12 protein-coding genes are annotated in these 14,238 nt (G+C 44.3%); 6 read left to right on the forward strand and 6 right to left on the reverse strand.

From position 1 onward, the window contains the following. Positions 1–43: 43 nt before the first annotated feature. The 5 genes from H2245_RS03865 to H2245_RS03885 form a co-directional block, all read right to left on the reverse strand. The gene (locus H2245_RS03865; RefSeq protein ID WP_259365080.1) at positions 44–691 is read right to left on the reverse strand and encodes an MOSC domain-containing protein; all 648 of its coding nucleotides are present in this window, start codon (positions 689–691) and stop codon (positions 44–46) included. A 355-nt stretch (positions 692–1,046) separates the two neighbouring features. Then, positions 1,047–1,448 (reverse strand): ribosome silencing factor, encoded by a 402-nt coding sequence (gene rsfS / locus H2245_RS03870; protein ID WP_182406057.1) that lies wholly within the window; start codon positions 1,446–1,448, stop codon positions 1,047–1,049. A 98-nt stretch (positions 1,449–1,546) separates the two neighbouring features. Continuing rightward, positions 1,547–2,362: a nicotinate-nicotinamide nucleotide adenylyltransferase gene (locus H2245_RS03875; RefSeq protein ID WP_182406058.1), complete on the reverse strand. Its 816-nt coding sequence runs from the start codon at positions 2,360–2,362 to the stop codon at positions 1,547–1,549. Between the two features lie 184 nt (positions 2,363–2,546). Next, positions 2,547–4,694 (reverse strand): phosphate acetyltransferase, encoded by a 2,148-nt coding sequence (gene pta, locus H2245_RS03880; RefSeq protein ID WP_182406059.1) that lies wholly within the window; start codon positions 4,692–4,694, stop codon positions 2,547–2,549. A gap of 73 nt (positions 4,695–4,767) precedes the next feature. After that, the gene (locus H2245_RS03885; RefSeq protein ID WP_182406060.1) at positions 4,768–6,003 is read right to left on the reverse strand and encodes an acetate/propionate family kinase; all 1,236 of its coding nucleotides are present in this window, start codon (positions 6,001–6,003) and stop codon (positions 4,768–4,770) included. A 661-nt stretch (positions 6,004–6,664) separates the two neighbouring features. Here H2245_RS03885 and H2245_RS03890 point away from each other — a divergent pair. From H2245_RS03890 to H2245_RS03905, 4 genes are all read left to right on the forward strand, one after another. Beyond that, the gene (locus tag H2245_RS03890; protein WP_182406061.1) at positions 6,665–7,021 is read left to right on the forward strand and encodes an LPS translocon maturation chaperone LptM; all 357 of its coding nucleotides are present in this window, start codon (positions 6,665–6,667) and stop codon (positions 7,019–7,021) included. Between the two features lie 81 nt (positions 7,022–7,102). Then, on the forward strand, positions 7,103–8,446 hold the full coding sequence (lysA, locus tag H2245_RS03895) for a diaminopimelate decarboxylase (RefSeq protein ID WP_182406062.1): 1,344 nt from the start codon (positions 7,103–7,105) through the stop codon (positions 8,444–8,446). Positions 8,447–8,694: 248 nt separating this feature from the next. Then, the gene (gene dapF / locus H2245_RS03900; protein WP_182406063.1) at positions 8,695–9,627 is read left to right on the forward strand and encodes a diaminopimelate epimerase; all 933 of its coding nucleotides are present in this window, start codon (positions 8,695–8,697) and stop codon (positions 9,625–9,627) included. A 12-nt stretch (positions 9,628–9,639) separates the two neighbouring features. Further along, positions 9,640–10,596, forward strand: a complete 957-nt coding sequence (locus H2245_RS03905; protein WP_182406064.1) for a tyrosine recombinase XerC — start codon at positions 9,640–9,642, stop codon at positions 10,594–10,596. A gap of 15 nt (positions 10,597–10,611) precedes the next feature. On the opposite strand, the gene H2245_RS03910 is transcribed toward H2245_RS03905, so the two are convergent. After that, positions 10,612–11,487, reverse strand: a complete 876-nt coding sequence (locus tag H2245_RS03910; RefSeq protein WP_259365069.1) for a nitrilase-related carbon-nitrogen hydrolase — start codon at positions 11,485–11,487, stop codon at positions 10,612–10,614. 166 nt (positions 11,488–11,653) lie between these two features. Between H2245_RS03910 and rpoN the strand changes: the two genes are divergently transcribed. Further along, positions 11,654–13,336, forward strand: coding sequence for an RNA polymerase factor sigma-54 (gene rpoN, locus H2245_RS03915; protein WP_182406066.1), 1,683 nt, complete (start codon positions 11,654–11,656; stop codon positions 13,334–13,336). 410 nt (positions 13,337–13,746) lie between these two features. Continuing rightward, the gene (hpf, locus tag H2245_RS03920; RefSeq protein ID WP_182406067.1) at positions 13,747–14,127 is read left to right on the forward strand and encodes a ribosome hibernation-promoting factor, HPF/YfiA family; all 381 of its coding nucleotides are present in this window, start codon (positions 13,747–13,749) and stop codon (positions 14,125–14,127) included. The last annotated feature ends 111 nt before the right edge of the window (positions 14,128–14,238 follow it).

Below are 14,238 nucleotides of genomic sequence, written 5' to 3' on the forward strand. Positions count from 1 at the left end.
AATAAAGTAGATTGGACATTTTTGAGTAGAGTAGGGGTGATAATTAATTCTGCTGGATTTTCTTTTTAAGCACCGTTTTCCAGCTCTCTTCCAAGCAGTCAATCGCCAGCCAAGGCTCGATAGTTTCTGCGGCAAATTTCTCTTTGGTATTTGCTAATTGCCATAGCGTCTTAAGGTTAGCAAACGGATACGGGCGCTCTATTAAATAGACTGGCAAATTAGCGTCAATCATGCCATCACGCGCCACTTCAAAATACCAGCCAGAAATGCCTTGTTTGGTGATCCATGAGGCGATGTTCGGTACTTTAGTGAACTGTCCGATTTGATCATTGATTTTGTAGCACGGCCTGCGCGGTTGGACGAGTCGCAATTGCACGCTGTCACTAGTGCCGATATCACCGTATTGAAAAACGTCGCCAATACAAACCGTCGCTTCCGTCATCTCTGGCAAATTATTTACTGCTTCAGTCGTCAAGTTTTCACCCAATGTGCCGATACGAACCTTTAAACCAAATTCTGCATTAATCTGGTCGTATGTTGCAGTCGATAATTGATGTACCGCTTTTAAGGGACCGCCATGATGTTTGCGATCGGCTTGCTCATCGGTAATCAAACCCATAAAGTTGACAGCAACTGGCGCTTTAATGGGACTTTTATCAATGGCACTCAGCTGCTCACGCGTAAATGGCATCGCTTTGCCAGCGCGAACATCGATTAAATTGGCGATATGAAACGGCAATGGGTGATTAAAATCGTTGATATGGACATTAATATCAGCTTCGGTTTTGGTTGTGGTTTCAATATTAGATTTTTGCGGTAACGGTGTGATGCAATCTGTGCTCATGAGTCGTCCTAGACGGTTATTGTTTTAGGAAGCCAATAGGAGTTGATGGCTCACATTATCTTAGCGTAATTACCAGCTGTTTTGTGGTTTATGAGTGTTAGGAAATGACATGTGAAATTAGGAACTAAAAATGAAGACATAAAAAAAGACCAGATAATATATCCGGTCTTTTTATTTCAGCACTGATATTTAATTATCAGAACTAGTTACGGCGATTGGCTTTTTTCTCACGCGGTACGGCAACCAGCTCAGCTAAGTTTTCAGCTGATGACCATAAACCTTCTAGGTCGTAGAACTCACGTGCCGCTGGGGTCATCATATGGACAACGACAGCGCCTAAGTCGATAAGCGTCCAGTCAGAATCGTTACCACCTTCGCGACCGAGGGGCATAAAGCCGCCAAGTTTCGCTTCAGCGCCGACGCTGTCTGCCATCGCACGGACATGGCGTTTAGACGTACCGTCAGCGATGACGATACGTTCCATCACGTCGGTTAAATCTTCGACATTAAGAACAGTGATATTTTTGGCTTTCATATCGTCTAGGGCAGTTTTAACAAGGGTCAGACAGGCTTCTAAGCGTTCATTCGTCATGGTGTTGGACATAAATTTTAATCTCTTTAATCGTATTTAAAAATAAAATAATAAATGGTCATTTAAGCAGCTACCTGCAAAATGACATCAATAGGGCGATTTTAACGGAATTAGGCAGCAGAATATAGCTGATGGGCGATAATATATTGATAAACCGTAGGATTTAGCCATTTAGCTAATGAATCGGGCAGATTATAAGGATGAAGGGGCGTGTTAGGTAAAGTATTATTTATTGTCAGTTGTGCACGTACTCGGGTACTCGATATCGCCGCAACAGGGCGCGGGTCAATATAAATGCGTCCTTTAGCTGGGTTTTTCAAGCCAGTTCTTGATTGTAATAATTGGTTTAAGGGCTGCATTAAATTGGTCAGCGTGTTCGTAATTTGTCCTTGCAGTGCTGATGGTAATTGAAACGATACCTCTGCAATATCTTGCTTAGACAAGGGTTGGTTTGCATGGTTTTTATTATGAGTGATAGCTGAAAAGCTAATATCGTCATTGCGATTAAAAATCCATAAATGGACATAGTCAGTCAATTCTAGACCGTTTTTCCATTTATCCAAACTGCGCGCGCTGTCCATGCCCATGATAAATATTAGGCTATCGTTAGGATATCGCTCATGCAAAGTACGTACGCTATCAATACTATAAACCGGCGGCGTTTGCCACAGTTCAAGCTCGCTGATTTGTAGCGGGGTGTTTTCAATCGCTAACTTCAACATAGCAAGCCTATGAGCAGGATCGATGGTGTCTTCTTTAAATGGCGAGCGTGCATTGGGTAGTAAGGATACTTCAAGCACGCGCTGCTGAGCAGTAGCAATATCAGCAAGCGCATTATAAACGTGCATCGCCATTTGAATATGACCTTGATGTACAGGATTAAAAGAGCCGCCAAGATAGGCACGAATCGCAGGTACGGTAGACATCAACTAATAACCCATAACAGCATAAATATACTGGCTATTGTAGAGGGCAGCGGTGCACTTGTCATCAGCTGCTCATTATTTAACAGAAACGATAGAAATCCTTAAACATAACGCACGAAAAAGCCGACCCTTATGATAAGAATCGGCTTTTTTATTGAGCTACTTTTAGATAATAGCTTACCTTTTAAACCGCATCGCTCTCGGCTTGAATAGCGGTTAGGGCGATGGTATAGATAATATCATCGACCAAGGCCCCACGCGATAAATCGTTGACGGGCTTATTCAGACCTTGCAGCATGGGTCCAACACTAATGACATTAGCGCTACGTTGCACCGCTTTATAGGTGGTGTTACCAGTATTGAGGTCAGGAAAAATAAAGACGTTGGCTTGTCCGGCAACCGGTGAATCCGGCGCTTTTTGTTTACCCACGCTCATTACCGATGCGGCATCATATTGCAGTGGACCATCAACGGCAAGATGTGGCGCACGCTCACGGACGATTTCGGTGGCTCGGGTAACTTTTTCAACATCCGCGCCCGTACCTGACGCGCCTGTTGAGTAGCTAATCATGGCAACTTTTGGCTCAATACCAAAAGCAGCTGCTGATTGTGCTGACTGAATGGCGATTTCTGCCAATTCTTCTGCGGTTGGGTCAGGGTTAATCGCGCAGTCACCATAGACGACCACTTGCTCTGGTAGCAGCATAAAGAAAATAGAGGATACCAAGGAATACTGCGGTGCGGTTTTAATCAATTGAAAAGCAGGGCGTACCGTGTTGGCAGTGGTATGAATAGCACCGGATACCAGTCCATCGACTTCACCCAGTTCCAGCATAATTGTGCCTAGAAATACCGTATCTTTAAGCTGTTCAGCCGCGACCGTTTCGGTGGTTTTACCTTGACGACGTTCAACGACTGCCGCGATATATTTATTCATATCGAGACTATCAGGGTCGATAATCTCTAGGCCTTCGGGCAAGACCAAATCGCGATTTTTGGCAACTTGTAATACATCAGCGCGCTTGGCAAGCAGCACACAATTGGCAATACCACGGCTTTGACAAATACAAGCCGCTTCTACCGTTCTCGGTTCAGAGCCTTCAGGCAAGACGATACGTTTTTTGGCTTGCTGGGCTTTTTTGACCACTTGATAACGGAAAGCCGCTGGCGACAAGCGCGTCTTATGGTCATTGCTAAAATAGGATTTAATCCAACTTAAATCTAAATGGGCAGCAACATAACGGGTGACGTCTTTGGCGCGCTCAGTATCATCGCTTGGAATCTCAGAACTCATGTGCATCAGACTTTGCACGGTCTCAAAGCTATGGGCTTCGACACACATAATAGGAATGCCAGTTTTTAGCGCCGATTGCCACAGCTCAGCGACGGTAGGATTGGGCACCACCCCGCCAGTCAGTACCAGTCCTGCCAGTGGAATGCCATTGATACACGCCAGCGCTGCTGCCAATAGTAAGTCATCCCGGTCGCCTGGTATGACAAGAAGTGTGCCCCGTTTAAAGACTTGATCAACACGCGCCACTGAACGGGCAATCAGGCTAATATGCGTGATGCGGCGCGTTTTGGCTTCTCCCACATGTAGCCACGTGGCATCAAGCTCGGTGGCAATATCCCACGTCCGCGGTACGGATAGTGAATCACTAAACGGAACCGCCCCGATTAAGCGAAATTGCTCACTATTAAAATGCGGCGACAAACGGCGCACATCTTCAATAAACTGATTGTCTAACGTAAATAACGCTTCACGAGGGGCAACCAGCTGATGCTCTGCGGTAGTATCTTGAGTTGGGACGCGCATTAAAATACAGCCCAATACGCGCTCATCAGCAATACCACCAAAATAGCGCGCATTGACATCTAATTTATCGGCTAAATGCGCTGGATTATTAATATCAACGGTACTGACGAAAATAATATTAGCATCAAGCGCATGGGCAAGGGCGCGGTTGATTTGCGAGGCATAAGAGGCTTCAGTAGTCGGCACCAGACCTTCACAAATGATGACATCTTGATTTTCACCAATCGATTGGTAATTGCCCACCACCTCTTCCATTAGCTCATCTAAATGATCATCGCCAATCATCCGCTCAACGCGCTGACGGTTGATGGATTTGGGCGGGGTTAGACCAAATGCGCTCATAATCAACGCACTTGAGCTGTCTAAACTGCTTTGCTTATCGAGCGAATCATCTTGCAAAAACGGCTTCATAAATGCCGCTTTGACACCGTTATAATCAAGCGCGTGAATTAATCCGAGCGCTGCTGAGGTCACGCCAATACCGCGACTAATAGGAACAAGTAAAATGGTTTGCATGGCATATCCTATTTTTTATGAGGGCAGTTGATAAATCATAGCTTTCAAATGACAAAGTAGTGCGCAAGTATATTTATGATAAGCCCAACGTTTGGCGCGTTTCTTTGGCAATTTGGCATTCTTCATCGGTTGGAATTACCCACAGCTCGATGCTGCTATCATCATCATGGAAGCTACCTTCTCCACCGCCATATAGGGATGTGTTGTTATCAGCGGTAAATTTAATGCCGAAGTGACGCATCACTTCTAAAATACGCGCGCGCGTGGTAGAGGAGTTTTCACCAATACCACCTGTAAAGACAATACCAGTGAATTCAGGCAGGGCACAGCTGAGGCTAGCAAGGTACTTCCCAGCGCGGTAGCAGAACATCTCAATAGCTAATTGCGCATCTTTATGACCTTCATTCGCGGCTTGCTCAATGGTACGCAAATCGTTGGATAAGCCAGAAATACCCAGCAAACCGCTGTCGTTATTCAGCATATCGTTGATTTCTTCTAAGCTCAGACCCAATAGGCGCTTCAAGTGGATATGCAAACCGGGGTCAACATCACCACTGCGCGTGCCCATCATCAGACCTTCAAGTGGCGTGAGACCCATACTGGTGTCCATACTTTTGCCATCATAAATGGCGGTCGCCGAACAGCCATTGCCCAAATGCGCCGTCAACCAACCATGTGGACCTGTAGCGTCCGTCAATTCACTGGCACGCTCTGACACATAGGCATGACTGGTACCATGAAAACCATATCGACGAATTTTTTCGTCTTCATATAAGGCTTTTGGAATCGGATAGCGATAAGCGACGGGTGGCATGGTTTGGTGAAATGCGGTATCGAACACCACCACTTGCGGGATATCAGGATACAGCGCTTGTACCGCTTCAATGCCCAACGCATTGGCTGGGTTATGTAGAGGCGCTAGTATTTTTAGGCGTTTGACTTCTTCTAGCACGTGCGCATCAACCCTTACTGCTTTCGAGTATTCACGACCGCCATGTACCACTCGGTGACCTACCGCGATAAAATGATATTGCTCAAGCAATGCGAGGATTTTTTGCAGCGCCAACTCATGACGACCACCAGGAATGGTAATCTCAAGCTTTTCGCCATTTAAGGTGGTATGTTTAATGCGAGCGGTATCAAGTCCTAAGTTTTCGGCAAGCCCTGTGATTCTAGTCGATTCATCTTCACTGATAAGTGCGTATTTAATTGAGGAAGAGCCGCAATTTAAAACTAAAGTAGGGTTAATCAAACTTGACTTACTCGAGTTGCGGTCACTAAAAGTGGTATTGCTGACGCTGTCACTCATGCTCTATCCTTAGATGATGTTAATTGATTCATAAATCATAGCCGATTAATACCGATTGAACAAACATAAACGTGTCACGGCTGAGCGCTAAAAAATTGCAATTAAAACGTAAAAATATCGACAAAAATAGGATCTTATGGATAGTTATTCTTAATAATATAAATATATAAAACGATACTATTTAGCTCGTTTTAAATGTATTTCTGTTTTAGAAAGCCATAGTAGACAAGCGATCTAGAATGAGTATAAGAATTTCTTTCAACCTATATCTTTCGATATTTTTGTCAAAATAAATTGCTACTCAGTCAATGCCCTGAATAATTATTCAAGCTCATAAAGCGTCAAAGGTAGTTTAGGAGAATTGTAAGAGAATTTGTCAGAAGGTCAGTAAATGAGTAAATTCAACTCACTTTTGCCAAAGATAAAATATGAAATAGAATGCTGAAAACGAAAATTATTGCTTAAATAAAGGCAACAATCGCACACCTTTAGATAATAATGCTATGATTCAATCAATGCTAATAACAGCGTTTGATTCCGCTTACGCTCAGTCCCTTATTCTTATCTAAGCTAGTTTTTTCTATAATCGTAATCCATCTTTTCATACTGTCCTTTTACGCGCTTTTATCACTGCCACTTTGTTGCAAGGTTGTTTATCCTTATGCTTACTCCTCCTCAGCTTATCACTATGACGATTGCCAACTCACCCGTAAATGCACTCAATAAAAATTCCAGCTCGGCTGTATTTATTCTCGCAAGCACCTATCGTATGGTGTGCGCGTTGCTAGTCAGTGGTGCGGTAATGGTCGGGCTAACCGGATGTGGTCAAAAAGGCGATTTATACTTAGCCGATACTAATAGCCAAATGGTCACCAGTAGCTCAGAGGAGTTAGACAGCACCAGTGATCCGCAAGATGCCGCGTTTGCAGGGATTGATGATGAAGAGTATCAAAAGACACGCTATCTAGAACAAAAACAGGTGCTACCAGAGGCAACTGACGACCCGAACGATTACTAGAATTTGAATACTTTTCTTAATTTTTATTTTTTAACCCATACCTTTTTATATTGATAAATTGATGACCTTAGAGAACCTAATATGAGTAATGTTGAGCCAGTAATTACCCAAACCGAACAAGGGCTGTATATCCATCCTGAAGCATTAACTGACCATTTATCGGCGCTGCATTATTGCGATGAGGCGTTATATATAGAAGATGTGAGTGTGAGTGAGCTGGTGGAGCGCTATGACACGCCGTGCTATGTATACTCGCAGCAGGCAATATTGGAGGTATATCAGGCGTATCGGGACAGCTTTGCCTCAGTTGAGAATCGGATTTGCTATGCGGTTAAGGCGAACTCGAATCTTGCGGTGTTAGGCGTGTTGGCAGATGCAGGTGCAGGATTTGATATTGTGTCGCGTGGCGAGCTTGAACGCGTATTAGCAGCAGGTGGACAGGCGAGCCGTGTTGTATTCTCAGGTGTTGGTAAAACACGTGACGATATAGAATTTGCACTGACGCAAGGCATCAGCTGCTTTAATGTCGAGTCCATTAGCGAGCTGACCTTGATTAATATGGTCGCCAAACAATTGGATAAGCGTGCGCCCATCTCATTACGGGTTAATCCAGATGTCGATGCCAAGACGCACCCGTATATTTCTACCGGATTAAAAGACAATAAGTTTGGCATTGCGCACGATAAAGCATTGGCAGTTTATGAGCATGCTGCGACGTTATCGCATATTGATATCGTTGGTATTGATTGTCACATTGGTTCGCAATTAACCGAAGTTGCGCCCTTTATTGCGGCATTGGATAAAGTGATTGAGCTAATTCATAGCTTACGCGCTAAAGGCATTGAGTTGCGCCATGTTGATTTAGGTGGTGGTCTAGGCGTGCGCTATATTGATGAGACACCAGTAACGATTGCTGATTTTGCTCAAGCGCTATTGCCAAAATTAACCGAGCTTGGCTTGCCTGTATTTTTTGAGCCGGGTCGCAGTATGGTGGCGAACGCAGGCGTGCTACTAACTCGCGTGGATGTGCTAAAACCAACTGAGCATAAGAACTTTGCTATTGTTGATGCGGCGATGAATGACTTAATTCGTCCGGCATTGTATCAAGCGGAAATGGCGGTGATTCCAGAAGTATTACCAAGCGAAGGTCTTAACACCGAAGGTACGCAGCCGTGGGATATTGTCGGCGCGATTTGTGAAACGGGTGATTTTTTAGCCAAAGACCGTCTATTGTCTTTAGCAACTGGTGATATTTTAGCCATTACTGGTGCGGGTGCGTATGGCTTTGTGATGAGTAGCAATTATAACTCTCGTCCGCGTGCTGCTGAAGTGATGGTATCTGCCAATCGTCATCAATTGATTGGTAAACGCGAAACCATCGCTGATTTGTATGCCAATGAAACCTTATGGCAAACCGAAAAGTAATCATAAAGTCTCGGTCAAAATAGTAATAAAGCAGTGATGAAAAAGCGCTGAGTGTAAAATGATGAAAAATTAATCACGCTTATTGCCAGTTTTACAGTAGAAAACGACCCATTGTTATCATAGCAGTGGGTTTTTTTATGGCTGATTTCTAGTCGTGCTAACGCTGTAAATCCATGCTGATGATTATCATTGTAACGGGCACCATGCTACTATATCGGACACATAATTATAGAATGGGAAATAAGAATATGTTGATAGAATTTACCAAAATGCATGGTCTTGGCAATGATTTTATGGTTATCGACTTAGTGACCCAGCGCTTAGAGTTGACCACGGATTTGGTGCAGTTATTGGGTGACCGTCACTTAGGAATTGGCTTCGACCAATTGCTCGTGGTTGAGCCGCCGATGCGCCCGGATGTGGATTTTAGTTATCGTATTTTTAATACCGATGGCACAGAAGTTGAGCAATGTGGTAATGGCGCCCGTTGTTTTGCCCGCTTTGTGCAAGCTCGAAAATTGTCACTTAAGCAGCGTTTGCGGGTTGAAACGGCAAGCGGTATTATCTCTTTAACCACGGATCGTTATGGCTGGGTAGAAGTGGATATGGGTAAGCCTAAGTTTGAGCCTAACGAGATTCCCTTTACCCCAAAAGCCACCACTAAAATTCAAAACGCCTATCATTTGGATGTTAACGGCAAGCCGGTGCAACTATATGTCGCTAATATGGGCAATCCCCATGCCGTGATTAAGGTAGATAACGTATTAGATGCGGAAGTTGAAAAATTGGGCAAGGCGATTGAGTCGCATCCAGCATTTCCAGCGCGGGTCAATGTTGGCTTTATGCAAGTGATGAATAATCGTCATATTCGTTTGCGTGTCTATGAGCGCGGTGTTGGCGAAACTCAAGCTTGTGGTACTGGCGCCTGTGCAGCGGTAGCAGTTGGTATTCGCGAAGGCTGGCTTGATGAAGGTGAAGATGTGCGCGCCCAGCTATATGGCGGTAGCATGATGATACGCTGGCAGCCGGGTTATTCGGTGATGATGACTGGACCGACAGCATTTGTCTATGAAGGTGTCTTCAGTCCTGATGGCTTAATGGCTCAAGCAGGTATCAAGCCCAACAATGTTAACGGTGCCAATACCGCCCCTAATGCGAGCAACGCCAATGACGCCAGTTAAGTCATTGACATCATGCCAAAAATAGAAAAGGATGAGGCGTTAAAATCGTTATTGATACCGGTTGAGCGTTGGTTAAATATGTTAGCGGTGCGCAATCATTCTACTCATACGTTAAGCGCGTATTTTGCTGGGGTTCAGCAGTTGGCATTATTTTTGCGTGGTAAGCAATTGATATGGACGCGCTGTGATAAGCGGCAACTTGTACAACATATTAGTCAGCGCCTTGACGAAGATAAGTTAGCCCTTGCCAGCGTGCAGCAAGAGCTGTCCGCTATTCGTCATTTTTATGGTTGGCTGATTGAGGAAGGGCTTGCTCGTATTAATCCTGCCACGGGCTATCAGCTAAAACGCAGCCCTAGACCCTTGCCATCGATTGCCGATATTGATTTGCTCACTCAGCTGCTTGACCAGCCTACGCCAGTTACGCCGGCGCAGGCACGATTGTGGTTGCGTGATAAAGCAATGTTTGAGCTGCTCTATAGTAGCGGTTTGCGGGTTGGCGAATTGGTTGCACTTGATGTTAATGATGTGGATATTTCGGAGTTGCGTGTGCGTGTGACTGGCAAAGGCAATAAAACCCGCATCGTGCCACTAGGGACAAAAGCAGCTACTGCCATTACGCGCTATCTGCCACATCGTCACTTGTGGGTTGAGCATCTTGATAATGCTTTGTTTATTAGCGAAAAGCTCGGTACGCGCTTATCGACGCGTGCGGTGCAGCAACGGCTAAAAATTGCCGCCGCGCGCGCTGGTATTGCCCAAAATATGACTCCCCATTTACTGCGCCATTGCTTTGCCTCGCACTTGCTGTCCGGCAGTGGCGATTTACGCGCGGTGCAAGAAATGCTCGGGCATAGCGATATCAGCACTACGCAAATTTATACCCATGTTGATTTTGCTAAGCTTACCCAAGTGTATGACCGCGCCCATCCACGTGCAACCCAAGTAAAAAAAGATAAATCGGGGTAGTAAATTATTATTTGTCTATGCCAAGCGATGACAATCAAAAATAGGCATGTGTTGTCGCCCTTGTTCTTGTGCATTTTTATCCAGTGTTGCCATGACTAACGCATATCTTTTATCTAATGCTTCACCCTCAAGCTTACTGTGCTCATAGCTTTTCGTAACTGAGCCATCAAACTGCGTAATCGCTGCGTGTCCCCACGTTTGGCGAATGCTATTATTTTTATAAAGGTGGTCACCGCCTTGTGCTGCGCCAATGACCATACATTGGCTGTCTAACGCCCGCGCTTGCAATAATAATGACCAATTTGCCTGACCGGTCAGATAAGTAAATGCTGACGGTGCGCTAAGCATATCCGCACCCGCTTGGCGCAAACGCTGAGCCAATGCCGGGAAGCGCAAATCAAAGCACACCATCATTCCCAAGTTAAAAACTTTATTATTGACCTCAAATGGCGTTACTACCGTCTGCGTGCCCGGCTCAAACGTTGCCGCTTCATTATAGCTGCCTTGCTTATCCGCCACTGTCGCGGTGAATAAATGAATCTTGTCGTAGCGCGCTGCCTGCGTGCCATCTGGCGCAAACAACTGACTGACTTGGCGCAGTCGTCCATCTGCTATCAGCGCGCCATCTGGACGATACAAGCATGGTAGGGAGCCTGCAAGGACATACAAACCATGCGCGCGTGCGGCATCGCCAATTATGACTGATAACTCATCAAATCGCTCAGCTGTCGCACGTTGCTCTCCCATGCTACAGCAGTTCTCCGGCAATACCACCAACTGCGCGCCTTGCTTCTTTGCTTCGCTTATTGCCGATTTTATCGTTGTCATATTGGCATTAATATCTTGCTGGCTATTCATTTGTACTGCTACGGCAGTTAACTGATGACTCATATATCTTCTCAATCGTATTTGTTAGTATGCCTATTATCATAGCAACAATGCCGCAAAAAATGCTATCGTCGTATCCAAATACGGTCAGCTCATTTGTTTAAATAAAAATGAATGCATTATTTATAACAAGTAAAATAATCATCTTATTGGAGTATCAACCTTAGTTATGAGTATGTCGTTTGGGCTATTGGCCACCCTAAATACCTCACAAAGGCTCACTCCACAAATGCAGCAAGCGATTAAATTGCTGCAGCTGTCAAGCCTTGAGCTGGCACAAGAGGTACAACTCAAATTGGATAGCAATCCTTTGCTTGAGCGTATTGAAGACGATGACGATGACTTCACTGCCATACCGGACACAACTTTAAACCTTGATACGTGGAATAGCGACACGGGCAGCTCGTCAGCAAACGACACGGAATATAATTCTGACGATAGTTATGATGATAGTAACTATGCTGATGATAGCTATAGCAATGATGATGCATTTAGTAATAGCTTTGATAAGTTACAGCAGTCTAGTATCGAAGATAATGTGCTGGACAATGGCGATATCAATAATGACTATCAAGATATTGATTTTGGTAGCGACTTGAATAGGATTGATTCAGGAAACTATGCCGCGTCATCGGTGCAAGGAAGCCATGCATTTGACGAATTGGACGACTATCAAGGCAGTACCAGCGCCTGTATTCAAGATCATGTGCGCTGGCAGCTTAATTTTAAACACTTATCCGACACCGATACGCTCATTGCCAATTATCTGATGGATTCCATGGATGACATGGGCTTTATCCAGCTTGATATTAATGAGTTGCTGCAAAGCTTTACGACTGTGGCAAGTTTTTATCAATGGGACAATCACGTCGAGCGCGATGAAATAATGGCGGTACTGCGTGTTATCCAATCCTGTGATCCTTTGGGCGTGGGTGCGCGCACACTTAGTGAATGCCTTGCCCTTCAACTTGCCAAGCTTGATAAAAATACCGAGAATTTAGCGCATGCAGTCGCCTTATTATCCGCCAGTGAACACTTGGTTAGTAATAATATTAAAGCGTTGACTGACGCCACCGGATTACTGCCTGAAAATATAACCCCAGCGCTACAGTTACTGCGTACGCTCAATCCCGCGCCCGGCTTATTGTTTCAAAGCAGTCAGCCCGATTATACCCAGCCGCCTGCCAGCTACGATATTCCCGATATCATCGTGACACCCATCGGTCGTAGTAAAGCGGATAGCGTAGTAAAAACCACCGTACAAACGGAGGGCTGGTATGTCAGGCTTAATCCAGAAACTTTACCAAAGCTGCGTGTTAATCAAGAATATGCCAGCCTCGTCAAACGTGGCGATAATAGCCCTGACAATCAATATTTGCGTGATAATCTCATGGACGCACGGCTATTTATTCGCAGTATAGAAGAGCGCAACCAAAACTTACTAAAAGTAGCCACCAGTATCGTACGGCGTCAGCAAGCCTTTTTGCAGCATGGCGCAACTAGCATGCAACCGCTGATTTTAAAAGAAGTAGCCGATGAAGTAGAGCTGCACGAATCGACCGTTTCACGCCTGACTACCAGCAAAATTATGCTTACCCCACAAGGCTTATTTTCCCTCAAGCATTTTTTCTCATCGCACGTCAGTAGTAGTGACGGTGATATCTCATCGACGGCTATTAGCGCTATGATTAAACAGTTGATCACGGATGAGAACCCTAAAAAACCTCTCTCCGACAGTCGTATTCAAGCTCAACTTTTAGCAGACGGTATTGATATCGCCCGGCGTACGGTTGCCAAATACCGCGAAGCGATGAACATCGGCTCTTCAACCCAGCGTAAACAAAAATACTAGTGTCTATTTAATACAATTCAAAGTCATGCAACGTCAAAATAATGCTAAACACTAGTAACAGCATTTACCTGCCGTAACTAAGTGTCTATTGAAACTATTTATAAAAAATAAAATTTTCTGATTATATAGATTTTAGTAAATATCGAAAGGTTTAGATACATTTCGATACACAATTTACTCTTGCCAGCTGAGCTTATTCATGACAAATTAGAGACATATCAATAACCACTGCTAATCAGTTTCAACATCAAGTTATCTAACAATACTATTAAAATAGTGATCTTAGATAATAAGAAAACATAAAAGTAGAGAGCTGACAAATAAAGCAGAATTATTGATAAAGAGAGGTTTTTAGGACAGGATTCTTAATTACCGGTTGTATTATCAGCGATAACTATAAGGACAATAATATGAATGTTACTATCCGTGGTCACCATATCACCGTAACTGAAGCTATGAATAACGCTGTCCATGATAAGTTGACCAAAATAGAACGTCACTTTGATCAAATACAAAGCGTTCAAGTAATCCTATCACTCGATAATAGTGGTGCCAGCGATGGCGGTAAGAAGACCCACAAAGCTGAAGCCATCATGAGAGTGTCAGGACAAGAAATGTTTGTACAGGCACTTGAGGATGACATGTATAAAGCCATTAACGAGATGGCAGACAAACTCGACAGACAAGTAAGCAAATATAAAACGCGCTTAGAGCGGAATAAAGTAAAAGGGGCAGGTCGTGATGCACGATTTGGTGACCTAGATCTGGCAGATGTAGAACCAGTTGCCTAATTACTAGTTGCTCAATTACCAAGCCTTTAATATTTAGTTTATTAGCTAATTGTTAAAATGAATTTGTAAGCATATATAATAAATAAAGCTACAATTCAGCTAACGGCTAGC

It is taken from the genome of Psychrobacter sp. GP33, assembly GCF_014119005.1.
Taxonomy (GTDB): Bacteria; Pseudomonadota; Gammaproteobacteria; order Pseudomonadales; family Moraxellaceae; genus Psychrobacter.